This is a genomic window from Lachnospira pectinoschiza (assembly GCF_020564355.1).
GTDB lineage: Bacteria > Bacillota > Clostridia > Lachnospirales > Lachnospiraceae > Lachnospira > Lachnospira intestinalis.
Genome location: NZ_JAJCRR010000003.1, coordinates 350,496 through 372,588 on the forward strand (window position 1 = coordinate 350,496; position 22,093 = coordinate 372,588).

Annotated in this window: 25 protein-coding genes and 1 tRNA gene; 17 read left to right on the top strand and 9 right to left on the bottom strand. The window is 40.5% G+C overall.

The features are described 5' to 3' along the window. Nucleotides 1-212: 212 nt before the first annotated feature. The 3 genes from rlmN to LI288_RS07755 form a co-directional block, all read right to left on the bottom strand. Nucleotides 213-1,196, bottom strand: a complete 984-nt coding sequence (gene rlmN / locus LI288_RS07745) for a 23S rRNA (adenine(2503)-C(2))-methyltransferase RlmN (protein WP_002584956.1) — start codon at nt 1,194-1,196, stop codon at nt 213-215. 16 nt (nt 1,197-1,212) lie between these two features. Continuing rightward, on the bottom strand, nt 1,213-1,398 hold the full coding sequence (locus tag LI288_RS07750) for a cysteine-rich KTR domain-containing protein (protein ID WP_003431289.1): 186 nt from the start codon (nt 1,396-1,398) through the stop codon (nt 1,213-1,215). Between the two features lie 591 nt (nt 1,399-1,989). Next, a complete protein-coding gene (locus LI288_RS07755; protein ID WP_227089995.1) occupies nt 1,990-2,226 on the bottom strand; it encodes a DUF6061 family protein in 237 nt (78 codons plus the stop codon). Between the two features lie 314 nt (nt 2,227-2,540). Between LI288_RS07755 and LI288_RS07760 the strand changes: the two genes are divergently transcribed. From LI288_RS07760 to LI288_RS07780, 5 genes are all read left to right on the top strand, one after another. After that, nucleotides 2,541-2,921, top strand: coding sequence for a hypothetical protein (locus LI288_RS07760; protein WP_117998218.1), 381 nt, complete (start codon nt 2,541-2,543; stop codon nt 2,919-2,921). A 189-nt stretch (nt 2,922-3,110) separates the two neighbouring features. Then, nucleotides 3,111-3,470: a helix-turn-helix transcriptional regulator gene (locus LI288_RS07765; protein WP_014078281.1), complete on the top strand. Its 360-nt coding sequence runs from the start codon at nt 3,111-3,113 to the stop codon at nt 3,468-3,470. Nucleotides 3,471-3,526: 56 nt separating this feature from the next. After that, nucleotides 3,527-4,780, top strand: coding sequence for an erythromycin esterase family protein (locus tag LI288_RS07770; protein WP_227089996.1), 1,254 nt, complete (start codon nt 3,527-3,529; stop codon nt 4,778-4,780). Nucleotides 4,781-4,842: 62 nt separating this feature from the next. Next, nucleotides 4,843-5,316, top strand: a complete 474-nt coding sequence (locus LI288_RS07775) for a flavodoxin (RefSeq protein WP_022432550.1) — start codon at nt 4,843-4,845, stop codon at nt 5,314-5,316. 427 nt (nt 5,317-5,743) lie between these two features. Further along, complete coding sequence (locus tag LI288_RS07780) at nt 5,744-6,958, top strand: metallophosphoesterase family protein (RefSeq protein ID WP_227089997.1); 1,215 nt, start codon at nt 5,744-5,746, stop codon at nt 6,956-6,958. Nucleotides 6,959-7,087: 129 nt separating this feature from the next. Here LI288_RS07780 and LI288_RS07785 read toward each other — a convergent pair whose 3' ends face one another. Next, the gene (locus LI288_RS07785) at nt 7,088-7,612 is read right to left on the bottom strand and encodes a peptidylprolyl isomerase (RefSeq protein WP_227089998.1); all 525 of its coding nucleotides are present in this window, start codon (nt 7,610-7,612) and stop codon (nt 7,088-7,090) included. 194 nt (nt 7,613-7,806) lie between these two features. Here LI288_RS07785 and LI288_RS07790 point away from each other — a divergent pair, with 194 nt between their 5' ends. Next, nucleotides 7,807-8,811 (top strand): sugar kinase, encoded by a 1,005-nt coding sequence (locus LI288_RS07790; RefSeq protein WP_227089999.1) that lies wholly within the window; start codon nt 7,807-7,809, stop codon nt 8,809-8,811. Between the two features lie 7 nt (nt 8,812-8,818). On the opposite strand, the gene LI288_RS07795 is transcribed toward LI288_RS07790, so the two are convergent. Then, nucleotides 8,819-9,433: a hypothetical protein gene (locus LI288_RS07795; protein ID WP_227090000.1), complete on the bottom strand. Its 615-nt coding sequence runs from the start codon at nt 9,431-9,433 to the stop codon at nt 8,819-8,821. A 177-nt stretch (nt 9,434-9,610) separates the two neighbouring features. Here LI288_RS07795 and LI288_RS07800 point away from each other — a divergent pair, with 177 nt between their 5' ends. After that, nucleotides 9,611-10,471, top strand: coding sequence for a GNAT family N-acetyltransferase (locus LI288_RS07800; RefSeq protein WP_227090001.1), 861 nt, complete (start codon nt 9,611-9,613; stop codon nt 10,469-10,471). Nucleotides 10,472-10,502: 31 nt separating this feature from the next. On the opposite strand, the gene LI288_RS07805 is transcribed toward LI288_RS07800, so the two are convergent. Next, nucleotides 10,503-11,192: a hypothetical protein gene (locus tag LI288_RS07805; RefSeq protein ID WP_022432554.1), complete on the bottom strand. Its 690-nt coding sequence runs from the start codon at nt 11,190-11,192 to the stop codon at nt 10,503-10,505. Between the two features lie 187 nt (nt 11,193-11,379). On the opposite strand from LI288_RS07805, the gene LI288_RS07810 reads away from it, so the two are divergent. Further along, nucleotides 11,380-12,015, top strand: a complete 636-nt coding sequence (locus LI288_RS07810; protein ID WP_227090002.1) for a YesL family protein — start codon at nt 11,380-11,382, stop codon at nt 12,013-12,015. 231 nt (nt 12,016-12,246) lie between these two features. On the opposite strand, the gene LI288_RS07815 is transcribed toward LI288_RS07810, so the two are convergent. Beyond that, the gene (locus LI288_RS07815; RefSeq protein WP_022432556.1) at nt 12,247-12,585 is read right to left on the bottom strand and encodes a P-II family nitrogen regulator; all 339 of its coding nucleotides are present in this window, start codon (nt 12,583-12,585) and stop codon (nt 12,247-12,249) included. Nucleotides 12,586-12,687: 102 nt separating this feature from the next. After that, nucleotides 12,688-13,281, bottom strand: coding sequence for a hypothetical protein (locus LI288_RS07820; RefSeq protein WP_227090003.1), 594 nt, complete (start codon nt 13,279-13,281; stop codon nt 12,688-12,690). 203 nt (nt 13,282-13,484) lie between these two features. On the opposite strand from LI288_RS07820, the gene LI288_RS07825 reads away from it, so the two are divergent. The 7 genes from LI288_RS07825 to LI288_RS07855 all read left to right on the top strand — a co-directional run bounded on the left by LI288_RS07825 (nt 13,485) and on the right by LI288_RS07855 (nt 19,023). Further along, complete coding sequence (locus LI288_RS07825; RefSeq protein ID WP_227090004.1) at nt 13,485-14,378, top strand: DUF2156 domain-containing protein; 894 nt, start codon at nt 13,485-13,487, stop codon at nt 14,376-14,378. A 51-nt stretch (nt 14,379-14,429) separates the two neighbouring features. Next, a complete protein-coding gene (locus tag LI288_RS07830; RefSeq protein WP_227090005.1) occupies nt 14,430-14,951 on the top strand; it encodes a hypothetical protein in 522 nt (173 codons plus the stop codon). 136 nt (nt 14,952-15,087) lie between these two features. Beyond that, nucleotides 15,088-15,160 (top strand) — tRNA-Gln (locus LI288_RS07835). 289 nt (nt 15,161-15,449) lie between these two features. After that, nucleotides 15,450-16,277, top strand: coding sequence for a CvfB family protein (locus tag LI288_RS07840; protein ID WP_227090006.1), 828 nt, complete (start codon nt 15,450-15,452; stop codon nt 16,275-16,277). 17 nt (nt 16,278-16,294) lie between these two features. Then, nucleotides 16,295-16,669, top strand: a complete 375-nt coding sequence (locus LI288_RS07845; RefSeq protein WP_022432561.1) for a RidA family protein — start codon at nt 16,295-16,297, stop codon at nt 16,667-16,669. Between the two features lie 3 nt (nt 16,670-16,672). Continuing rightward, the gene (locus LI288_RS07850) at nt 16,673-17,608 is read left to right on the top strand and encodes a CPBP family intramembrane glutamic endopeptidase (RefSeq protein WP_227090007.1); all 936 of its coding nucleotides are present in this window, start codon (nt 16,673-16,675) and stop codon (nt 17,606-17,608) included. Between the two features lie 161 nt (nt 17,609-17,769). Next, nucleotides 17,770-19,023 carry an SLC13 family permease gene (locus LI288_RS07855; protein WP_227090008.1) on the top strand — a complete coding sequence of 418 codons (1,254 nt, stop codon included), beginning with the start codon at nt 17,770-17,772 and terminating at the stop codon, nt 19,021-19,023. A gap of 247 nt (nt 19,024-19,270) precedes the next feature. Here LI288_RS07855 and LI288_RS07860 read toward each other — a convergent pair whose 3' ends face one another. Then, nucleotides 19,271-19,447, bottom strand: a complete 177-nt coding sequence (locus LI288_RS07860; protein ID WP_022432564.1) for a YjfB family protein — start codon at nt 19,445-19,447, stop codon at nt 19,271-19,273. A 402-nt stretch (nt 19,448-19,849) separates the two neighbouring features. On the opposite strand from LI288_RS07860, the gene LI288_RS07865 reads away from it, so the two are divergent. Both LI288_RS07865 and LI288_RS07870 read left to right on the top strand, forming a co-directional pair. Next, nucleotides 19,850-20,695 (top strand): YitT family protein, encoded by an 846-nt coding sequence (locus LI288_RS07865; protein ID WP_022432565.1) that lies wholly within the window; start codon nt 19,850-19,852, stop codon nt 20,693-20,695. A gap of 157 nt (nt 20,696-20,852) precedes the next feature. Beyond that, the gene (locus LI288_RS07870) at nt 20,853-21,962 is read left to right on the top strand and encodes an ABC transporter ATP-binding protein (RefSeq protein ID WP_022432566.1); all 1,110 of its coding nucleotides are present in this window, start codon (nt 20,853-20,855) and stop codon (nt 21,960-21,962) included. Nucleotides 21,963-22,093: the final 131 nt, after the last annotated feature.

Genomic DNA, 22,093 nt, shown 5'->3' on the forward strand with positions numbered 1-22,093 from the left:
AGGCGGGTTACAGTAAATAAAAATGGACACGGCGATACCTCCCCGATACCGCCGTATCCTTAAAAAAGGGCGACTTTAATACACTACCCGCAATCCATTCTATAATAGGGAACAGCGGCTTTTGCGCAATATTAAATAAAAAAGCCGATAACACATAGGTTTTTTGACCTAATGCGTTATCGGCTCTGCGTCTATGCGTCTGGCACTTTTAATCATTTTTTTTTGAATTTATTATATGTGTTAGCTAACTGTCCACAAGCCGCGTTAATCTCTCTGCCATGAGAAACTCTCATAGTAACTTCAAGTCCTGCTTGCTCTAATTGATGTTTGAATGCAACTATTTCCCGTTTCTGTGGTGCTTTAATTCTTGAATTGCTTGTTGGGTTGTATTGTAACACGTTAATCATAACTTTTTTGCCCCGAAACCATTTTGCAAGTTGTCTTACATCTGAGGGCCGGTCATTTATACCCGGTAAAAGCAAATACGCAAAGACAATTTTGCGATTATGCCTTTCAGAATAGGATAAGGCTTGCTTAACAACATCTTCAATAGCATATATGCGCATGTGAGGAATAATACGATTTCTTGCAGATTGTGTTGCTGCGTGTAAAGATATTGTCAACTGAATTTTAAGATGTTCCTCGCGCAATTTTTTTAATTGATCGACCGGACCAACTGTTGATATGGTAATGCCGTCGGTTGGAAAGTTGAGCCCATATCTATCTCGGAGAATATGGATTGCTTTTATCAAGTTGTCATAATTGAATAAAGGCTCTCCCATACCCATAAAAACGATACGGTTTACTTTTCGACGCAACAATATAATCTGTTGTACGATTTCTGACGATGTTAGATTACGAACAAAGCCATTTCGCCCGGACTCACAAAAAATACAACCAACAGGACAACCGACTTGTGTGCTCACGCAAACAGTTCCACCATCTCGCCGCTTGATAAAAACCGTTTCAATGTATTTGTTGTCTTTCAGTTCGTAAACATACTTTTCAGTATCACTGCTTTTGCAAATATTTTTTACCAACATTGATAGATTTTTTTTGCGTGGTAATTGCTTATATAATTCTTCATATAAGGCTTTTGCTTCATTCTCGCCAATAACTTCCGACATTTCTTTGTAAGTAAATCCGTATGGATCATTCCGTACTTCCGCAGGCGTATATTTAGGTAAACGTTTCATTTTTATATCCTTTCTTCTAAATAATAAAAGTTTGTTTTTCTGTATTTTTGATTACAATCTCTAATTTTTCTACATCAATGATATGCGTCAATTTGCATTTAGGGCAGAAAAGAGGAAAATCTTTTAATACAGTATTATGAAATACTTGAACTCTCGTCTTTCCGTTACAAATCGGACATTTTATCCAATATTTTTTAAGCATTATATTTCACTCGTCCTTTTTACACAAAAAAATGCAGGTCAATCCTCAACATGAGCATTGACCTGCATTTATAATGCACAGAGCAGTACAACAAAACTAAGGCATAGCTTGCACTATGTCTATACTATATCTATACGTCGTTAGTTTTTTGTATAGCATCCGCAAAATAAGCATGACAAAAAAGCCCATGTTGAAAATGGGAAAATCCTTTTTTTCAATGCTTATCTAATACGCATGCTATGCAACATAAACGCCGCCTCCTTTTACATAAATTTTATTTTATCAGAAAATCAGTCTACTGTCAATACACAACAGGAAGTATTTAACCTAATGATATGAATTGTGTGGACATATCCAAAAAGAAAGGTGAACTGTAAAATGTAACAGGGTGAATGAAAGTCCTCTTGTTTATTCTATGTGTCGAGCCCGTCTATGTGTCAGATTGCATTTTCTGATAGACTGTTTCTTTTCGTGACTTATCAAAGAAAGTTCTCCTGTCGGGTATGTTCCAATTGTTTATTTCGGATATAAGCGTCTAATTCACAATTATATTCGTAGAGGCGAAAGACTACTTTGTTCTAAAAGGTATTTCTATATCTCTAATGAATCTTCCGCGTTCACCCACATCTGCAAATTTCCATCAAGATATAATCTTGCATATTCAAGTGGTTCATCAACTGCAAGTGAAGTTAATGCACAGTCTGATCCGGGAGTGGTTTTTAAATTCTTTTCTGCTTCCCAACAATCAATGCGAAGCATATAGCCAGCACTGGTATAAACATCAATACTGTTTCTGTGTGGATTGTATTCTGAAAATATCGTTCTCATCGTATCCTATCTCCTTATCATTCAATCAATCATCAGATACAAAAATCAGAAGCATTTCAATCAGTTCACCATGTCACTTTTATTTTGTGTTATACTGTTTTATATGATTTTCTTGCCCTTGTATTTGCCCTTATCAGAATTCGTAAACACTGATGGGACGATATAACACAAGGGAAAGAATAAGGGAAAGCTCATCTGCGATAAATCCAGTGTTTTCAAGGGTTGGCAGAGAATTTAATAACAAGATATAACAGTTATCAAATCTCTTAAAACAGGTGAAATCTCAATCGGAATTTGTAAAGGAGATATACAACATGAAGAAAGTCTGCTTAGCGGTTTTGCCAGCTTTAACAATAGTGTTAGAATTATTACCCTTGGGAGCAGTTTGTATTTTTGCAACATCTCCAACAGAAAGAGTAAAAGAAACATTCTCATACTTTAGCCTTACACCGTTTGGCTATGCAAATTTTGCTCCACTTATTACAGCCACACTTACTGTTGCCATCTTCTTACTTTCATTGTTTTCATTGAAGAAGAAAGGTGTTCTCAAAGCATTGTTTGTCCTTTCCATTATTACAGTAGTTATTTCTCTTTTGCCATTGATGTATGGCTTAAACTACTATACCCTTGTAGGAGCCTTTATAACAGTAACACTTGTAATAGAAAGTATTTTGGCTAAGATACAACAAAAGTAAAGCGATAACTTCCAATTTTTGAAACTGAGAAATCGGGATTTGTCGTTTTATTAATTTACATATATGCCTTTTACATAAAAAAGTGTTATTTTAGTTCCGCAACCGTTCGCAACCAAAGAAATATCGTGATAGTTGGTGGTAGCAACCATGAAATTTCGCTATCATGAAGTCACGAAAGGAGGTAATTAAGTGAAATATGATTTTTTAGGAGTTATTGTTTTTGGTATTGTACTGCTAATTGGGGTGGCGGTGATAGCGGCATTTATCACTGTGGGAATTTTCCTCATAAGAGCATTGAGTAGATATGTCAAATCAGGCAATGTCAGAAAAGAAAAGTCCAGCATCAAGAAATCTCTCGGTGAGGTTTTGAAGCAGCATCGTGAAGAGTGTAAGATGACGCAGGAGTTTGTTGCAGAATCTATCGGCGTAAGCAGGCAGGCTGTCTCTAAATGGGAGACCGGAGCATCTGACCCAAGCACTTCCAATCTGCTTACACTTGCAAAATTGTTCAACACTACGGCAGAAGAACTATTACGTGAAGTACAATAAGCGTGTAAAACGGATGTAAGACAACTGATTCATTATAAAGGAAAGGTCTATTAGATATGAAGAATAAAAAGACAAGAAGATTTAAGATAAGATATATCGTTTTTGGATTATTAGGTGTTATGGCTTTAGCGGCACTTGTATTTATGCGTTTTGGAGGTTTTGGCACAGGAGAAAATGTGAATCCAAAAGAGTTTTTAGCTTATGCTGAACCCGTGGAAAATATAACCGTGCCTGAAAGTGCAAAAATAATTGCATTGGGAGAAGCTACTCATGGAAATGCAGAATTTCAGCAGTTGAAGCTGGAAGTGTTCAAGCAGCTGGTAAAAAAGAATGGTGTTAGGGCGTTTGCCCTTGAAGGTGACTACGGCGGTTGCGAGCAGGTAAACCGATATATACACGGCGGTGAGGGGACAGCACAGGAAGCAGCCGCAGCGATTGGATTTTCCATTTATAGAACGGAAGAGATGGCAGAACTTATCTCCTATATGCGCCAGTACAATGAAAGTGCATTGGAAGGCGAAGACCTTCGCTTTTACGGTTTTGATATGCAGAGGCTTTCTTACAGCATGAGGTTTTTGAAAGAATCCTGCAAAGAACTGGAAGTGGACACAACAAACTTGCAGAAACTTGTGGAAGGTGAAAACTGGAGCAGTGAATGCGATTTATCTACTCGAATTGAAACCCTTACACAAGTGAAGAAAGAATTGGAAAGCAAGAACGGTTCGGAAAATGCAATTCACTTTGTAGATATTTTAATGCAGCATTCCGAGCTTCAAACTCTGACAAATGCTGATGGTGCTACATTAAGAGATCAATTTATGGCAGAAAATGTACAGTGGATTTTACAGCAGGAGCAGCGAAATGGGCATGAAAAAATCTTTGTGACAGGTCACAACAGCCATGTCGCAAAATGGGGCAGTTCTGACTCGATGGGTAAACTTCTTTCCAAGGACGCAGCAAACGGTTACTATGTCATTGGTACCGATTTTTATAAAACCCATTGCAATATGCCGACCCGTTCGCCTGAAAAGCGTACAATTCAGGTGTTTTATTCCCATGACCCTTTAGCAAAGGCGGCAAAACTGGCGGGATTTGATATTTGTTGGTTGGATTTTACTAAAGTCCCGGAAAATTCTGAACTGGGTAGGCAGGCTTCTGAATACACCTATATGGGAACACTTGGAGAAAGCTACTCAATCATTATGCGACTTCTTCCTCCAAGTTATCGAATGTTTCAACCTCCTGCGGTGCTTTATGATAGTATGATATTTGTAACGGATGCGAACCCTACAAAAATATTAGAAGAATAACGTATGCAAAACTTCAAGTTTATCAAATCATATAAAATAAAGAACAAATGGAGAACAACACAATGAGCAAAGCAGTTATTTACTATTCATTAACAGGAAATACAAAAGAAGCCGCCAAAGAGATTGCAAGAAAACTGGGCGCAAAATTATTTGAGATCGATTTGGCAAAGCCGCTTCCGCGAAAACCGGCGGCGAAAATGCTTGTCGGCGGAATGCAGTCCACATTTGGAAGAACACCGAAAATAAAAGGCGTTCCCGATAATATAGATTATTACGATGAAATTATATTGGGAACACCCATATGGGCGGGCTTACCGGCATCTCCGGTAAACACCTTTATTAAAAAGTACGGAGTGGCTGATAGAATAAATGCTGTCTTTACATTCAGCGGCGGCGGGGACAATGACAGATGTATTGCACAGTTGTCAAAGAAACTTAAAAATTTAAAAAGTGAAGTCGCCCTCGCAGACCGTCACAGTGATAAGGCAAAGGATAATAAGGAAAAGCTGGAGCAGTTTGTAAAGGATATTAAGTGAGCAGTCTTTCTGAATCAGGGGGATTTTTAAGGCAGTGTGTATTCCCGGATACGTGCTGTACATTCTGGTGTGTGTCTATGGAATAAACGGCGCACGGGTATTGTAAATGTAATAAAAGAAAAAAGGGCGGTACCGTATAGATAAAATGTCTATGCGGCACCGCTTTTGCTATACATAAAAAACATACAACTATATGCACAATAGATATTGGACATTCCAAAAGAAAGATCATTATAATAAAAGTGTGAAATTTAAGTAAAAAGCTTGACTTAAAGTGAACTTTAACTATTACACTAAAAAGGCATTAAAAATGCCTGCGGAATAGGAGGAGTGTGAATAATCCTTATATTATAGATTATTCACACGGCGAATTGCTTCCGGACGAAAGCAATTCACCAGACAAAATTGTTCAGCGAAGGAGTATGCTATGAAAAAAACAAAAACACTGATTATCACAGCGGCGGCGGTTTCTATGTTTGCGCTGGCTGCGTGTACACAGACGGCAACGGAAGATAAAAATGTGCAGACGACACAGGCACAAATTGATGTACAAAAAGACAGGACTGTGAATTTAACACAGGATAATTCTTACCCGGAATCCTACAAAGAGGAAGTGTTAAAGACGATTCAGACCGTGCAGGACGATATTACGGGCGAAAGTGTTTCATACATTTTCATTACCGATTTGCATTTTGACACGTCAGAAGATACGGAAACGGCGGCATTCCGCCAGCTCCATGCGATTGTGGATATTGCCAACAATACCGATGTGGATTTTGTCTGTGTCGGCGGGGATTTATACAACGGCAGAGATGCAGAAGAAAACGGAAAGCAGATAGCAATGAACAAGATTGAATCCATTTCCGAAGTGTTAGAGGCATGTGAAAAGCCGGTATTTATCTTAAAGGGCAACCACGATGACAACAGTTTTTCGGCGCAGGAAGACGGTAATCTGCTGTTTGATGCCGATTATATCATCAACCGTGAGGAATGGTATTCGGTTACGATGGAACATTTTCCTCAATATGCTGCAAAATATCAGAATGGGTATTATTATTATGACCTGCCGGGAAAGAATACGCGTGTTGTCTGCCTGAATATGAGTGACAGCGATGATACCGTAACCGACGGAAAGCAGGCGCAGATGGGAATGTATTTTTACGGTTATTCGGATGAACAGATTGACTGGCTGCTGAATACGGCAATGGCAAGACAGGACTGTAACTATCTGTTTATGTGCCATGATGCGTTTGATTATCCGCAGGGGTATGTGGCAGGCGATAACAGGGATGTACTGCGTGAAATTTTAACGGCGGCATATACGCATACACCCTTTGAATCAGGTGCGTTTGAAAAAGATTTTTCGCACTGGAACGGAAATGTTGTGCTGTATAATTGCGGACATCTTCATATGGAACGTGCTATCCGGGACGAAGAAACAGGAGGACTGCCGATTTTAAATACACAGATATCCATGTATTCGGAAAAAAGCCAGACATGGATGCAGGATAAAGGATATTCGGCGGTCAGCGGACGTGTAAAGGATACGGCATCGGAAGCCCTGTTTAATGTTGTTATAAGCAACGGCGATAAGATTCAGATTGTGCGGTTCGGTGCAGGCGAAGACCATGAACTACAGTAAAGCTATTAAGACTATCAAATCCTGCCAAACAGAATAAAAAACCGGCAGAGTTTTAATGTATCGGATACATTTGAAATTCTGCCGGGTTCAATTTATTAATTTATCAATTTTTAAAATGTGCAATAACGATTAGAGTGTTTCCGGTTCCGGATAATCGACACCGAAAGTTTCAACCGTAACCGTCTTCATAACCTGAGGATTGCGTGGTCTGTCGCTCCAGTCCGTATCGGTTTCGGCAATCTTATTTAAGACGTCAACGCCTTCTGTGAGCATGCCGAATGCCGCATACTGTCCGTCTAAGTGCGGTGCGTTTTCATGCATAATGAAAAACTGTGAACCGGCAGAATCAGGGTGCTGTGCACGCGCCATGGAAAGAACACCCTTTGTATGCTTTAAGTCATTCTGGAAACCGTTGATGTTAAATTCACCCTTGATAGAATATCCCGGACCGCCCATGCCGGAACCTTCCGGGTCGCCGCCCTGAATCATGAAACCTGCAATAATTCTGTGGAAAATTAATCCGTCATAAAAGCCCTTCTTTACAAGGCTGATGAAGTTGTTGACAGTGTTTGGTGCAACTTCCGGATAAAGCTCGGCTTTCATAATATCGCCATTTTCCATTGTAAATGTAACAACTGGATTTTGATTTGCCATAATAATAATTCCTTTCTGAATATCAAGTATATTCGTTATTGTATCCAGTCATTGCATAAAAGTCAACGTAAATTTTTTGCAAATGTACTATACAATGTATCAAAAAATGTGCTATAATACGACACAAAATGAAATAAGTGGAAAAAGGTATTTTGACACTCATATCAATATATAGAAAATGGAGAAAGAATAAAATGAAGGAAAAAATTATTACATTTGGTGAAATTATGCTGCGTCTTTCACCGGAAAACAGTGAGCGTTTTACACAGTGTCATTCGTTTGAAGCCGTATACGGCGGCGGAGAAGCCAACACAGCCGTTTCTTTATCCAACTTCGGTGTGGATGCGGCTTATGTAACCAAGCTTCCAAAACATGCAATCGGTCAGAGTGCAGTCAATGCATTGCGCCAGTACGGTGTGGACATCAGTAAGATTGTACGCGGCGGCGACCAGATTGGTATTTATTTTCTGGAAAAGAAGACCAGCCAGCGACCATCAAACGTTATTTATAATAGAAGCGGTTCAGCGATTGCACTGGCAGAAGAAAGTGATTTTGACTGGGATGCCATTTTTGCAGATGCAACATGGTTCCATTTTTCAGGAATCACACCGGCAATCAGCGATACACTGGCTAAGGTCTGCTTAACAGCCTGCAAAAAAGCAAAGGAAAAGGGAATGACCGTCAGCTGTGACTTAAATTACAGAAGCAAGCTCTGGAGCGGTGAAAAGGCAAACAAGGTTATGACGGAAATCTGCCAGTATGTAGATATCTGTATTGCCAATGAAGACGATGCGATTGGTATTTTCCAGCTTGAGCCGGTCGGAGAAGGCACAGAAAAGAACGAGTATATTGCAAAAGAACTCATGAAGCGTTTTCCGTTTAAAATGGTGGCAGCAGTTTGGCGTACAGAAACTTCTATCACAACCTTTAAGTTACAGTCTATGATTTATACAGACGGAAAGGCTTATTACAGCAAAGAATATTTCATGCACATTTTAGATTATATCGGTGCGGGCGATGCGTTCTGTGCAGGTCTGATTTATGCCTGCTTACAGAAGTACGATGCTCAGAAAATGGTTGAATTTGCAAATGCAGCCAGCTGCTTAAAGCATACCGTAAGCGGTGATTTCAACCTTGTTACGGCAGATGAAGTCAGCCAGCTCGCATTTTCTGAAAGCGGAAATGAAGTACAGAGATAAAAAAATTTTATAAACTGACATCAACGCTTGAAGCGTCAGCGGGTGCGCAGCCGGTATCAGCCGTAACCGCAACGTCAATGACACTGCCGGGCGTAGTCATATCAGAGGAAGATGAGGGATTGGATTCGTTGTCTTCCTCTGTTTGTTTTTTATACGGTGTTATGGCATTTGCGGCATCGGCGCGTTCCTCGGCTTTGCGGGCGCGTTTTTTCTTTTTAAGCTGTTTGGACGTCAAAGCGGCTTTTTTCTTTGCACCGCAGGATTCTTCAATCTGTTTTTTCTGACGGAGCAGCTGTTCCTTTTTTAAACGGCTGATTTTTAAAGTCCCTTTATTTTCAATCGCATCGGCAATTTTTTGGGCTTCGGCAATGGCTGTTTTTCCTGCATCTGAATTTTTCATGGCGTTGGCATCGGCGCGTGCGGCACGGATAATGCCGGCAACCTGTGCCGGGGATTTGGCATTTGCCATGCGGATCAGATACCCCTGTGCGGTCATGTTCTTTTTAACGACAATTTTACCGGACTGCGTAGTTTTCTTTTTCGTTCTTGACTGTGATTTCGTTTGTGTTGTTGTAAGGCTGCCAAAGCTGCTGCCCAGTGAATTTATAAAAGCAGATGACATTTGCAGGTCCTCCTTATCTTTGATATTATAACGGTATAAGTTTGTGTTGGTTATTCACCCACCTATGAGCAAGCTCATGTGGGTGAATAACCCTTTGACCCTGATATCATATATATATATTATGTGTATCGGCAAAAAATAAAAAAGATTGAGAAAATAAGAAAGTGGATAAAAAATATGCAGAAAAATGTGCGGGAAATCGCAGTCATCATGCAGGATAAAGAAAAAGAATATAAGATATGTGAAAAACTGCGCAGACAGCCGGAACTAAGGGACTTAAAAATTCTCTGCCGGGAGCAGCTGCAGTCCTTAGGACCGTCTGAAACATTTAATAAGCGGTTGAAACGGTTACAACCGTTGGCGGGGCGGGTGCTTTTAACAGACTTACAGGATACGGAACTGCCCGAAGTTGTAAAAAATATTCCGTCAATCGGTTACGGCTTTGATTACAGGGGTAGTGCAAAATATGTCGTGGAAAATACCGATTCAATCGACAAAATGTACTTGGAAACCGTTTATTGCAGATATTACAGATTTCCCCTTGAGATTGCAGAAACCGACAGGCTGATTTTACGGGAAATGCAGCTTGCGGATTTAGACAGTCTGTACGAGGTCTATGATACACTGCGGGACTGTCCGTATATTGAACCGCTGTATGAAAGGGCTGAGGAAGAAGAATTTACAAGACAGTACATCAAAAATATGTACGGCTTTTTCGAGCATGGTTTGTGGCTGGTGATCCGTAAGGAAGATAATAAAGTCATCGGACGGGCGGGGATTGAAAACCGCGAAATTGACGGAGAATTACAAAAAGAACTGGGCTATCTTATCGGAAAGCCGTGGCAGGGCATGGGGTATGCCGCGGAAGCGTGCCTTGCAATTCTTGATTATGTAAAGGAGCGAGAGCTTTGCAGTCATTTATTTTTATGCTGTCATCAAAAAAATATTCCGTCAATCAGCCTCGCACAAAAACTGGGATTTACAGTTTATGCGGAGGATATTGACGGAATAAATCTGTATGTTTGCAGTATCAATTAACGGAATGAATCGGTACTGCTGCAGTATCAACTTATAAGTCGAATGCGTAGCGGATAAAGGCGACAGCATTTTCTAAGTTCGGCGCGGTTACAACGATGCCGTAGCACGGATTATCCATGGTAAAGTCCGTTTCGGTCTTGATCTTGGTATCGGTTAAATCCAGTGCAATCGGAATTTTTGTACCGTCTTCTTTGGTATAGTAAATGATTTTACCGGCTAAGGTTTCCAGTTCCTTATCGGTTAAAACTTCTCTTAAATCCGTTAAAAACGGCTCTTTATCCGTAGAGAAGTAATCGATATAATCAGGACTTGCGATATAACCGTCAATCGAGCCGGTGGATGCCAGTGTGTAGATTTTCTGCTGGCTGGCGCTGACATCCTGGTCTAAAAGTTTTGGAATCAGGGAATAGTTGTAATCACATTCCACACGTTCCTTTTTGCCGTCAATGCCAAGATATCCGGTAAAACCGGTCGTAATGGCATCGGTTCCGGTATCGTAGCCGGTCATTTTACCGTCAATAATAACCATACTGAAAGCGGTTGTATAATTGTTACGCTGAAAAGAGATGACAAAGCTTACAACAGCAATGATTACAAGTACTGCCGCAAGCATAAAATATTTGTAATATTCCCAGATATAGTGAACTTTTTCGGAGAAAGTCAAATCTTTAAACGGAGTCATCTGTTCCTTTACAGGTTTCTTTTTAAAAAATGGCTTCATAGTACTCCTTTCTGCAAATGTTTACAGTTCCATTTTGAAAGACATTAGTCAGTGTAACATAAATTTGTATAAAAGGCACTTGCTTTTAGAAATATTTAATGAAAAAGTAAGAAAAATGCTTTGCTTTTTCGACAGTATCCATATATAATCATACATGTTATCAATACAGAGAGTGAAAGGTAGAAGAATGGGCGTATTTGACATAAACGGTAAATTTTTTAAGACACTCACCAAAGCCGGTGATTTTATTATTCTGACCCTGCTGGCGATGGTGTGCAGTATTCCGGTTATTACAATCGGTGCATCGCTGACGGCGGTGTTTTATGCGGCATTGAAAATGGCAAGGGATGAAGAAGGCTATGTCTGGAAGGAATTTTTTAAATCCTTTAAGCAGAATTTAAAGCAGAGTATTTTGATTGAACTGATTTTAGCAGCGTTTGCGGCAATCCTTCTGGTAGACATTAATGTCTGTGCAAAATGGGCAGCAGACGGCGGCGGTACGCTGGTACAGCTGCTGATGTTTGCGGCAATCGGTATTTTAATTGTGCTGGCAGCGGTTGTGCTGTATGTATTTCCGGTGCTTGCAAAGTTTGACAATACCGTATTTGCAACGATAAAGAATGCACTGGTGCTTTGCATGCACCATCTGCCACAGACCATCAGCATGATGATTGCTACATATGGGCTGATTTATTTTACAACGCAGTATGTCGGTATTATGTTTATATCGATTCCGTTGATTTTTTATATTGATTCATTTATTTTTTCAAGAATTTTGCAGCAGTATGTGAAAAAAGATGAAGCGGATACAGATGAGCTGTAAATATAAAATGCAGTGAAAATGAAAGCAGTAAAAGACCAAAATAAAAAGTCCCGCAGGATTGGGTAGTATCCTGCGGGACTTTTTTTGGAATAAAATATTCCGTCTATATCTGTACGGTTATGGGATACAGATAACGAAAATAATATACAAAAAGGGGATAATTACTCTGTCGAAACAGTCTGTAATTATCCCCGTTGATAATCGTAAAATATATTCTGTAAAAAAAATGTACTATAATGCATCAACACCGCGCTCGCCGGTACGGATACGAACCGCATCGCAGACATCGTAGACAAAGATTTTACCATCGCCGTAAAGACCGGTATTAATTTCTTCAATAACTAAATCAATAATCTTTTCTGCGGTATCATCATCGACAATCGTTTCAACCTTAACCTTCGGAAGCAGGTTACCGCCAAAATCAACACCGTTGTAAGCCTGTTTATGCCCTTTCTGGCTTCCGTATCCCATGATATTGGTAATCATCAGACCGTGTGCATTACAGCTGTTTAAAATTGTCTTTAAATCGTCAAGACGCTCAGGTCTTATAATAATTTCAAGCTTTTTCATTTCTAATCTCCATCTCTATGTGCTTATTTTATCTACAACAGCTGTATCTGTCAATGTGGTACAGACAGAAACGAAGAATGTAAATACAGCAATTGCCTGCACTTATTTTTTTGAAGCTTTTTCTGCGGAAATGTCCATATGCTTTGTAGGAAGACCTTCCATATAAAGCTGCTTACAGGCAGTCAGCATGGTTGAACAGTAGTAAATGGCACAAATGCCGGAACCTGCACCGACAAGAATCGAGGCAAGGGAAATATTGGACATAAATGCGATATAATGAATAAATACCAATGCACCCAGCAACAGCCATACGATTCTGAAAGAACGTGTTGTGGCAGATTTTTCCTGAAATTTTGCTTCTAATATGATGGCTTCCGTAAAATAATAAGTAAAGTAAATTGTAAAAATAGTAGAAAGACCGGCAGCCATTGTGCGCATCTGAGAAGCGCTGTCACCCCAGTCCTTAAAAAGCAGTGCCTGACCGATAACGGCGGCAGCCGTTCCTAAAATAGCGGCAAGTCTTGCTTTTTTAAATAACACATTACGTGGGGCAAGCGGTAAAATACCAATGACAATCAGGATAAAGCCGATGACGTCAGAAAAGACATCAATTGTGGCATTGCCGACCCGGACATAGAACTGTAACACAAGCAGTAAAATGCCAATTAAAATCAGTGAAATATTTTTTTTATTCATACGTTTTTTAAGAGCTCCTTTCAATATGCTAATAATCTATTTTACTGGAAACAAAATGCAGGGTCAATGTATTTGACGGATTTTAGAGAAATTTTATGGCGCGTTGGTTGTGAAGTACCGGTCGATATGCTAAAATAGGGCAAAATATGGATATTAAATGCGTAAGGCGCTTAATAATGATAGAACGGAGAAGCTTTAAGGTTATGCTTGAATGGTCAACACCTTCCATTTCCGATGGTGACTGGATTCGGAAAATAATTGCGGAATCAGGAAATATGGGCAGTGATGTTTCATTTGCCAATATGTATCTGCTTCGTGAAAAATATGACATACAGATTTGCAGTTACAGAGGCTTTTTACTGCGGCACTACAACGGCTATTACGGAAGAAAGGGATATACCTTTCCGATAGGCACAGGCAGCCAGGAAAAAGCACTGCAAGCATTAAAAGAGGATGCAGAAAAACGCAGGGAGCCGCTGTGCTTCTGTCTGCTCACGGAAGAACAAAAGCAGATGTTAGAGGAGTTTTTCCCGGATACATTTGTATTTGAGAGCAATCCGGGGGACAGCGACTACATTTATTCGCAGGAAGAACTGGCAAATCTGGCAGGAAAGGCATTTCATAAGAAGAAAAATCATTTTTCAAAGTTTGTAAGGACGTATCCGGAATACCGCTTTGAGCAGATAGGCGCGGCAAACTGGCAGGATGCGGTGCTTGTGGAAGATATGTGGTATTATGAACATTTGCAGGAAGAAGACGAGTCGCAGAAAAAAGAATATGCGGCGGTCAAAGAAGCGCTGGAGCATTTTGAACAGTTAGAGCTTTCAGGCGGGCTTTTATACGTCAATGATACACCGGCGGCGATGACGGTTGCTTCTTATATTAATGAAGATACGTGTGATATTCATTTTGAAAAGGCGGTCGGTGAATGTGTGACAAATGGTGCATATGCGGCGATTAACAGGCTGTTTGCACAGACGTTAAACTGCACATGGCTGAATCGCGAAGAAGATATCGGAATTGAGGGGCTTCGTAAGGCAAAAATGTCCTACCATCCTAAAATGCTGGTTAAGAAATATAATGCACATTTAAAATGACAGGACACTACAGAATAAATCTGCGGGTCTGATTGGAAAGAAGGAGAGAAAATGCTTTCAAAAGTTTTGAAAAAAGAAACGTGTGCCGAGTGCCGTTTCTGCTGTTCGTTCAGAAGATGCAGTCTTTGGGAAACACCACTGTTTCCGAAAGAGGTTATGGATTCACTGGAAAAGAAGGGCAGTCCGGTTGTGTTTAAAAAGCAGACGGTTTCGGGAAAAGAATACGGTCAGATGGATTTAACAGGGAAATATCGTACGCAGGATTCCGAGGAGGAAGCCGCCTGTGAATTTCTGGATGCGCACAAGGGCTGTACGTTAAATAATGAAGAAAAGCCGTTTGACTGTAAAATATGGCCGCTCCGGATTATGAAGGAAAATGAAAAGTATGTCATTGCACTGACACCGACCTGTCCGGCAATCAATCAGGTGCCGCTGGAACAGATGAAGGCGTTGGTTGAAGACGGACTTGGAAAAACCATTTATGAATATGCGAAGGAGCATCCGTACATTGTAAAGGAATACCGGGAAGGGTTTCCGGTTTTGATGACATTTAAAAAAATAACAAAGAAATAAATGCCGGGAAGCCGCATGAATACTGAAATTGCAAAAAAATAACAAAAAATTTCAAAAAAAATGAAAAAAGTGCTTGCATTTTATTTTTTGTTATTATATAATACATCTTGTCGTTACGACATACGGCAAACGACATTGGGCTTTCGCCAAATGGTAAGGCACTGGATTCTGATTCCAGCATTGTGGGGGTTCGAGTCCCTCAAGCCCAGTCCTTTATCCCTCGCATGATTGCGAGGGATTTTTTGCATTATAGAACTATTTGTTTCGGAGCAAAACAAATAGCTATGATGGCAGATGAGAAATCGCCTTCGCGAATTTCTCATCGCCGCTTCGCAACAAGTTGCTCAGAATGGAGATTGGTGTGAAAATCCTTAAATCTAAGATTTTCACACAACAGTTTTGTGCCGCAGGCGTCACAAAACTGTCCTTATCGCAGAACTGAATAGATTCAGTTCGCGATTCCTCCGGCATTAAAATGCCTGCGGAATGGAGATTGGTATGATTGAATTAGGAAAAACACAATGTTTGAATGTTGTAAAAATCGTAGATTTTGGTATTTACCTTGGTACAGAAGAAGATAAAGTTTTACTGCCAAAGAAGCAGGTTCCGCAGGACATTGAAGTGGGCGATGCACTGACGGTTTTTGTTTACCGTGATTCCAGTGACCGTCTGATTGCGACGACGAAGACACCGAAGCTGGAACTGGGACAGATTGCAAAGTTAAAGGTTTCGGAAGTCGGTAAAATCGGTGCATTTTTAGACTGGGGACTGGAAAAGGATTTGTTCCTTCCATTTAAAGAGCAGACAACGCATGTGGAAAAAGGTGATATCTGTCTGACGGCACTTTATGTTGATAAGAGTAACCGTCTGGCAGCAACCATGCGCGTATATGATTATTTAAGCTGTGACAGTCCATATGTAAAAGACAGCGCCGTACAGGGAACAGTCATTGAAATTAACCCGGATTACGGTGTGTACGTAGCGGTAGATGACCGTTATTTTGGCATGATTCCGAAAAATGAAGTATTCGGAAAGATTCAGATAGGCGATACAATTCACGGCAGAGTATCGAAAGTGCGCGATGACCATAAACTGTCAATCAGTCTGAAACAAAAAGCCTATATACAAATGGATGAAGATTCCAGTATAATATATCATGCAATTGAAAAAAGAGGCGGAAGTCTTCCTTTTACAGATAAAGCAGCGCCTGAGATTATCAAAGCCGAATTTGATATGAGTAAGAATGCGTTTAAACGTGCGGTCGGGCGTCTGTTAAAAGAAGGAAAAATTGAGATTGCAGAAAGCTGTATCAAGCTGAAAAAGTAAAAAGGAGAGAAAGTATTATGCAGAAAGTTATCAGTACAAAGAGAGCACCGGGGGCAATTGGACCTTACTCACAGGCAATTGAAATTAATAATATGGTATTTACATCAGGTGTCATTCCTGTAAATCCTGCAACCGGTGAAATTGCAGAGGGTGTGGAAGCACAGGCAGAGCAGGCATTTGAAAATCTTTGCCATCTGGTAGAAGATTCAGGCTCTAAGGTAGAAAATATTGTAAAGACAACCGTATTTATCAAGGAAATGAACGATTTTGGCAAAATCAACGAAATTTATAAGAAATATTTCAAAGAACCGTTCCCGGCACGTTCCTGTGTAGAAGTTGCAAGACTGCCAAAGGACGTTTTACTTGAAGTTGAAGCGATTGCATGGAAGTAATCTATGTGTAAACGAATTAACAGATTTATTCCGGTACTTTTTGTAAGCAGTATTGTGCTGACGATTCTTGCAGGAGCTGTTATTGCGGTAACGGGTGTGAATATACCGCTTTGGGGCAGTTATCTTATCAGTCAGGCAATTGTACTGCTTCCGGCACTGGTTTACGTAGCAGTCCATAAGATTAATATTATTGCGTGTATGCCGTACCGGAAACTGCGGATATCGGACGGACTGTTAAGCCTGCTGATTGGTTATACGCTGATTCCGCTGATGTTATTTATCAACAGTGTATCAGGACTGTTTTCAACAAATTATGTGCAGGGATCTGTGCAGGAACTGGTTGCATATCCATTTTGGCTGCAGCTTCTGATTATTGCAGTACTGCCTGCGTGTGTGGAAGAATTCGTTTTCCGTGGATTGATTTATCATTCTTACAGAAAAAATGGAATTTTAGGGGCAGCGGTGCTTAGCGGATTGGTCTTTGGGCTGATGCATTTGAATATCAATCAGTTAAGTTATGCGGCGGTAATGGGAATTATATTTGCACTGCTTGTAGAGGCTACAGGCTCTATGTATTCTTCAATGCTGGCACATTTTGCAGCGAATTCCTATTCGGTGATTCTGATGCAGCTGGTGTCAATGACATCAGGCGGCAGTGAACTGCTTGAACAGAGTGCGCGAGCAGCGGAAAGTTCAATGAACAGTGTGCCGGTGATTATTGCACAGCTTGTGATGCTTGGACTTGTGGCGGCAGGGTTTTTAGGAATTGCCTATCTGCTGTTTAAAAAGATTGCAGTCAGAAACGGACGATGGGAGTATCTGAAAGAACAGCTGCATAAGGGCTTTAAACCGCAAAACGGCGAGCGTTTTATAACACCTCCGCTGATTGCAACAGTTGCGGCGGCACTTGCATATATGCTTTATATAGAATTTATATAAAGTTTCCGGATGAAAATGCTTTGGATAAAAATATTTTGGGGACAGTATTGTGATAGAAATGTCACGATATTGTCCTTTTCTGTGAAAAGATGAAGTGGATGGGGTGAATGAACTTTTCGGATTTGGCACATTAAAATGTTTTTGAAATGAGGATATGAAAAATGAATGCAGCAAAAAAACTTGTAACATTTGTTAAAAAAGAAACGGTTTTGTGCATTGCGGGTCTGCTGGCTGTGGTGAGCATGTTTATAATTCACCCGTCAGCAGACTATTTTCGTTATATCGATTACTGCGTGCTTACACTGTTGTTTTGTTTTATGGCAGTAGTTGCGGGCTTTCGCAGTGTGGGACTGTTTGAATGGCTTATTAAAAAAATGCTGTGCTATGTAAAAAATGCAAGACAACTGGAGCTTGTACTGGTACTTGGCTGCTTTTTTGCCAGTATGTGGATTACAAATGATGTCGCCCTGCTGACTTTTGTACCGTTTGCGGTGGCGGTATTACAGGCGGCAGGTCTGACAGAAAATCTGATTTTTGTCATTGTTATGCAGACGATTGCGGCGAATCTCGGCAGTATGTGTACGCCAATCGGGAATCCACAGAATCTCTATTTGTATTCGCTGTCGTGCAGTCCGGTTACAGCGTTTTTAAAGCTGATGTTTCCGGTGACGGCGGTGTCACTTGGATTACTGCTGGTGACGTCGCTTTGTATTCCTAAAAGGGAAATTAAGGTGCAGGCGGAGAGAGCTATTTTGGAACAGGGAGCGGCAGACAGAAAAGCGGCAGGCAGGGCTATATCAGACAGAAAGGCAGCAGACAGAGGGTTGTCAGACAGAAAGATGTCAGGGGCGGAAGTATCGGATAAAGAGGAAATGGTCCGGGAAAATGCAAAAGATGAGAAAGTACGGCTGTGTGGATATTTGACACTGTTTTTCCTGTGTATTCTGACAGTGCTTCATGTACTGGATTACAGAATGTTACTGGCTATTGTTATCGGTGTCCTTTTTGTATTGGACAGACAGTTGTTCACAAAGCCGGATTATATGCTGTTGATAACATTTGTGGCATTTTTTATTCTTGTGGGTAACATTAAAAATATGGACGGCTTCAGTGCTTTTTTAAGGACACATGTGGGCGGACACGAACTGGCAGCATCAATTTTTGCAAGCCAGATAATCAGTAATGTACCGGCGGCGGTGCTGCTGTCGGGCTTTACGGAAAATATCAATGCGCTGATTCTCGGCACGAATATCGGCGGACTGGGAACACTGATTGCATCAATGGCAAGTCTGATTTCTTATAAGCAGTATGCGCTTACGCCACAAAGTGAAAAAGGAAAGTATATGTTGGTATTTACCGGCTGGAATGTTGTATTTCTTGTGATTTTGTGGATTGTGGCGGCTGTATTTTATTAAAGAGAAAAAACGAAAATTGGAAGCGAAAAACACAAACCGGAATCCGCAGGAAAAGCAGGAATGCCGGGACAGAGCGAGAGTGGGGGATACATAGAGGAAATGCATAAGTTAAAAAGAATATAAAAGTTTCTGAACCTTATATCAAAGTAAGGTTTAGAAACTAAATAAAAAAGGAGTTGTATATGAATTACTTCATAACAACTCCCTTTTTATAAGAAAATGAGAAAGGAAAAAATAATAAGAAAAACTAAACGTAGTAATCTATATTCTGTCCAAGATAAGGAGTAACGGAAGATTCCATAATCTTTACCATTCCATCGCCCATATCTTCGACGGTATCTAACGATTTACTAAGCATCGCAACACTGACATCGTTCAAAATGTTCTGTGTGCTCATTGCTGTTGATAAAGAAGCTATATCCATATTGCACCTCTTTCAAATATCTTATCAACTGTTTGTATCTTATGTATGTATTATAATACAAGGATTTGGAAAATGCAACACTTTTTTACAAAAAAATGAAGAAAAAAGAGAAAAAATGTCACATTTTATACAAATATGGTCCAGCAAATGTGCTGTCCCTCAACGTGTTACTTAACTTCGGTCCAGCACATTTGCTGGACTGTGGCGATGCCGAACGAACTATTTTCGCTGGAGTAGGGTGGCAGCCCGGAGGGATTTTATCATAGTGTTACTTGACTTTGGTCCAGCACCTTTGTTGGATGGTGGAGGAAAACTTCGCCGAACGAACTATTTTCACTGGTTAGTATAGTCCGCACATTTTCCGGGCATACTGTGGGAAAAGTAAGGAAAGCGGAGTGTGGGATGAAGCGGTATTTGTATTTGGCGGCAGGGACATTTTTGATGGCGGCAGCATATAAGAGCATTTATCAGTCGGTGGGTATGGTGACCGGCGGATTTTCGGGAATTGGAGTCATTGTAAACCGTGTAACAGGTGGCGTATGGGCGGGCGGCGTGCCACTGTGGATTACCAATGTTACATTAAATGTGCCATTGTTTATTGCTGCATTTTATATAGAAGGAAAAGAATTTATAAAAAACACTGTTACCGGGGCGGTACTGCTTACACTGTACCTGGCGGTGCTTCCGGCAGTTCCCGTAGATGCAGCGGATTATCTGCTGGCGGCAGTGTATGGCGGGGCAGCCTGCGGAGCCGGTATCGGACTGGTGTTAAAATCCGGATTTACAACCGGCGGAACGGATATGCTGGGGGTATTGCTGCACCGGTTTTTCCGCCAGTATGCACTGGCAAGTATTATTCAGGTGCTGGACATGGCGGTTATTATTGCAGGTGTGCTGGTATTCGGAATGAGTGTCAGTCTGTATGCCATTATTGCCGTTTATGTCACGGCGCTGGTGACAGATACGGTGCTGGAAGGCACGAAGCAGGCAAGGGCAGTGTGGATTATTTCCGATAAAAATGAGCAGATTGCACCGGTGGTTATGGAAAAAATGCACCGTGGCATTACACGGTTTCCTGCAAGCGGGGTCTATACGCAGCAGGAAAAAAGTGTGCTGCTGTGCGTGGTTTCAATCAAACAGATACCGTATCTGAAAGAAATCGTAATGGAAATAGACGAAAACAGCTTTTTAATCGTTGGTGATGTTCGTGAAGTAATGGGGAATGGTTTTGTACAAAAGTTACAGTAAATCAGTGTCTATAGTAAATTTGACGAAAATATCCGCAGATATTTGTTGAAATACAATATGGTAATTATCGGCTGATTATTGTATTATTTATAACAACAACAGACGCGGGCAAGATGCGAAAGCGAAAGGCGTCATTTATTTAGGAGGATATTTTAAAATGGCAAGTTTATCACTTAAAAATGTTTGTAAAGTATATCCGAACGGTTTTGTTGCCGTAAAGGATTTTAATCTTGAAATCGCTGATAAGGAATTCATCATCTTCGTAGGACCTTCAGGTTGTGGTAAGTCTACAACTCTTCGTATGATCGCTGGTCTTGAAGAAATCAGTTCAGGTGAATTATGGATTGGTGATAAGTTAGTAAATGATGTAGAACCTAAGGATAGAGATATCGCGATGGTATTCCAGAACTATGCTCTTTATCCACATATGACAGTATATGATAACATGGCATTCGGTCTGAAGTTAAGAAAAGTACCAAAGGCTGATATCGATAAGGCTGTTCATGAAGCTGCTAAGATTCTTGATATTGAACATTTACTTGATCGTAAGCCAAAGGCTCTTTCAGGTGGTCAGAGACAGCGTGTTGCCATGGGTCGTGCAATCGTTCGTAGCCCTAAGGTATTCCTTATGGATGAACCTCTTTCAAACCTTGATGCAAAGTTAAGAGTTCAGATGCGTGTCGAAATCTCTAAGCTTCATCAGAGACTTGAAACAACAATCATCTATGTAACACATGACCAGACAGAAGCTATGACACTTGGTACAAGAATCGTTGTATTAAAGGATGGTATCATCCAGCAGGTAGATACACCAAGCAACCTTTACAACACACCAAACAACCTTTTCGTTGCTGGTTTCATCGGATCACCTCAGATGAACTTAATTGATGCTGAAGTTGTTCAGAGCGGTTCACAGGTAACATTAAAGATGAGCGATACAGTATCTATTACACTTCCGGCTGAAAAGAGCGAAAAGCTTAAGAGCTATGTTGGTAAGACTGTAGTAGTTGGTATCCGTCCAGAAGATATCAAGGATGATGAAGAGTTTGTTGCAGCTCATGCTGATCATACATTTGAAGCTCAGGTTAAGGTATATGAACTTCTCGGTGCAGAAGTTAACCTTCACTATGATATTGCACAGACAACATGTACAGCAAAGGTTAATCCTCGTACAACAGCTCGTCCTGGTGATACAGTTAAGTTTGCGATGGATATTGCAAGACTTCACGTATTCGATAAGGAAACAGAACAGGTTATTACTCACTAATTTGAATAAGTTACGTAATATGAAATCTGTAGAAATGGTTCCAAGAATCGTAATGTAAATCTAAAATTCATGAAATTTTTGAGGAAATGTATAGAAATTGTGCATTTCCTCTTTTTTTTTTTGGCAAATTG

Excerpts from the sequence above, each read along its gene's own strand:
- LI288_RS07775 (WP_022432550.1), top strand. The coding sequence starts at position 4,843 with ATGAGCAAAGCAGTTATTTACTATTCATTAACAGGAAATACAAAAGAA.
- LI288_RS07860 (WP_022432564.1), bottom strand. The coding sequence starts at position 19,447 with ATGGATATAGCTTCTTTATCAACAGCAATGAGCACACAGAACATTTTG.
- LI288_RS07770 (WP_227089996.1), top strand. The coding sequence starts at position 3,527 with ATGAAGAATAAAAAGACAAGAAGATTTAAGATAAGATATATCGTTTTT.
- rlmN (WP_002584956.1), bottom strand. The coding sequence starts at position 1,196 with ATGAAACGTTTACCTAAATATACGCCTGCGGAAGTACGGAATGATCCA.
- LI288_RS07750 (WP_003431289.1), bottom strand. The coding sequence starts at position 1,398 with ATGCTTAAAAAATATTGGATAAAATGTCCGATTTGTAACGGAAAGACG.
- LI288_RS07825 (WP_227090004.1), top strand. The coding sequence starts at position 13,485 with ATGCTTGAATGGTCAACACCTTCCATTTCCGATGGTGACTGGATTCGG.
- LI288_RS07785 (WP_227089998.1), bottom strand. The coding sequence starts at position 7,612 with ATGGCAAATCAAAATCCAGTTGTTACATTTACAATGGAAAATGGCGAT.
- LI288_RS07780 (WP_227089997.1), top strand. The coding sequence starts at position 5,744 with ATGAAAAAAACAAAAACACTGATTATCACAGCGGCGGCGGTTTCTATG.
- LI288_RS07790 (WP_227089999.1), top strand. The coding sequence starts at position 7,807 with ATGAAGGAAAAAATTATTACATTTGGTGAAATTATGCTGCGTCTTTCA.
- LI288_RS07800 (WP_227090001.1), top strand. The coding sequence starts at position 9,611 with ATGCAGAAAAATGTGCGGGAAATCGCAGTCATCATGCAGGATAAAGAA.
- LI288_RS07850 (WP_227090007.1), top strand. The coding sequence starts at position 16,673 with ATGTGTAAACGAATTAACAGATTTATTCCGGTACTTTTTGTAAGCAGT.
- LI288_RS07845 (WP_022432561.1), top strand. The coding sequence starts at position 16,295 with ATGCAGAAAGTTATCAGTACAAAGAGAGCACCGGGGGCAATTGGACCT.
- LI288_RS07760 (WP_117998218.1), top strand. The coding sequence starts at position 2,541 with ATGAAGAAAGTCTGCTTAGCGGTTTTGCCAGCTTTAACAATAGTGTTA.
- LI288_RS07830 (WP_227090005.1), top strand. The coding sequence starts at position 14,430 with ATGCTTTCAAAAGTTTTGAAAAAAGAAACGTGTGCCGAGTGCCGTTTC.
- LI288_RS07795 (WP_227090000.1), bottom strand. The coding sequence starts at position 9,433 with ATGTCATCTGCTTTTATAAATTCACTGGGCAGCAGCTTTGGCAGCCTT.
- LI288_RS07815 (WP_022432556.1), bottom strand. The coding sequence starts at position 12,585 with ATGAAAAAGCTTGAAATTATTATAAGACCTGAGCGTCTTGACGATTTA.
- LI288_RS07810 (WP_227090002.1), top strand. The coding sequence starts at position 11,380 with ATGGGCGTATTTGACATAAACGGTAAATTTTTTAAGACACTCACCAAA.
- LI288_RS07840 (WP_227090006.1), top strand. The coding sequence starts at position 15,450 with ATGATTGAATTAGGAAAAACACAATGTTTGAATGTTGTAAAAATCGTA.
- LI288_RS07865 (WP_022432565.1), top strand. The coding sequence starts at position 19,850 with ATGAAGCGGTATTTGTATTTGGCGGCAGGGACATTTTTGATGGCGGCA.
- LI288_RS07805 (WP_022432554.1), bottom strand. The coding sequence starts at position 11,192 with ATGAAGCCATTTTTTAAAAAGAAACCTGTAAAGGAACAGATGACTCCG.
- LI288_RS07820 (WP_227090003.1), bottom strand. The coding sequence starts at position 13,281 with ATGAATAAAAAAAATATTTCACTGATTTTAATTGGCATTTTACTGCTT.
- LI288_RS07870 (WP_022432566.1), top strand. The coding sequence starts at position 20,853 with ATGGCAAGTTTATCACTTAAAAATGTTTGTAAAGTATATCCGAACGGT.
- LI288_RS07755 (WP_227089995.1), bottom strand. The coding sequence starts at position 2,226 with ATGAGAACGATATTTTCAGAATACAATCCACACAGAAACAGTATTGAT.
- LI288_RS07855 (WP_227090008.1), top strand. The coding sequence starts at position 17,770 with ATGAATGCAGCAAAAAAACTTGTAACATTTGTTAAAAAAGAAACGGTT.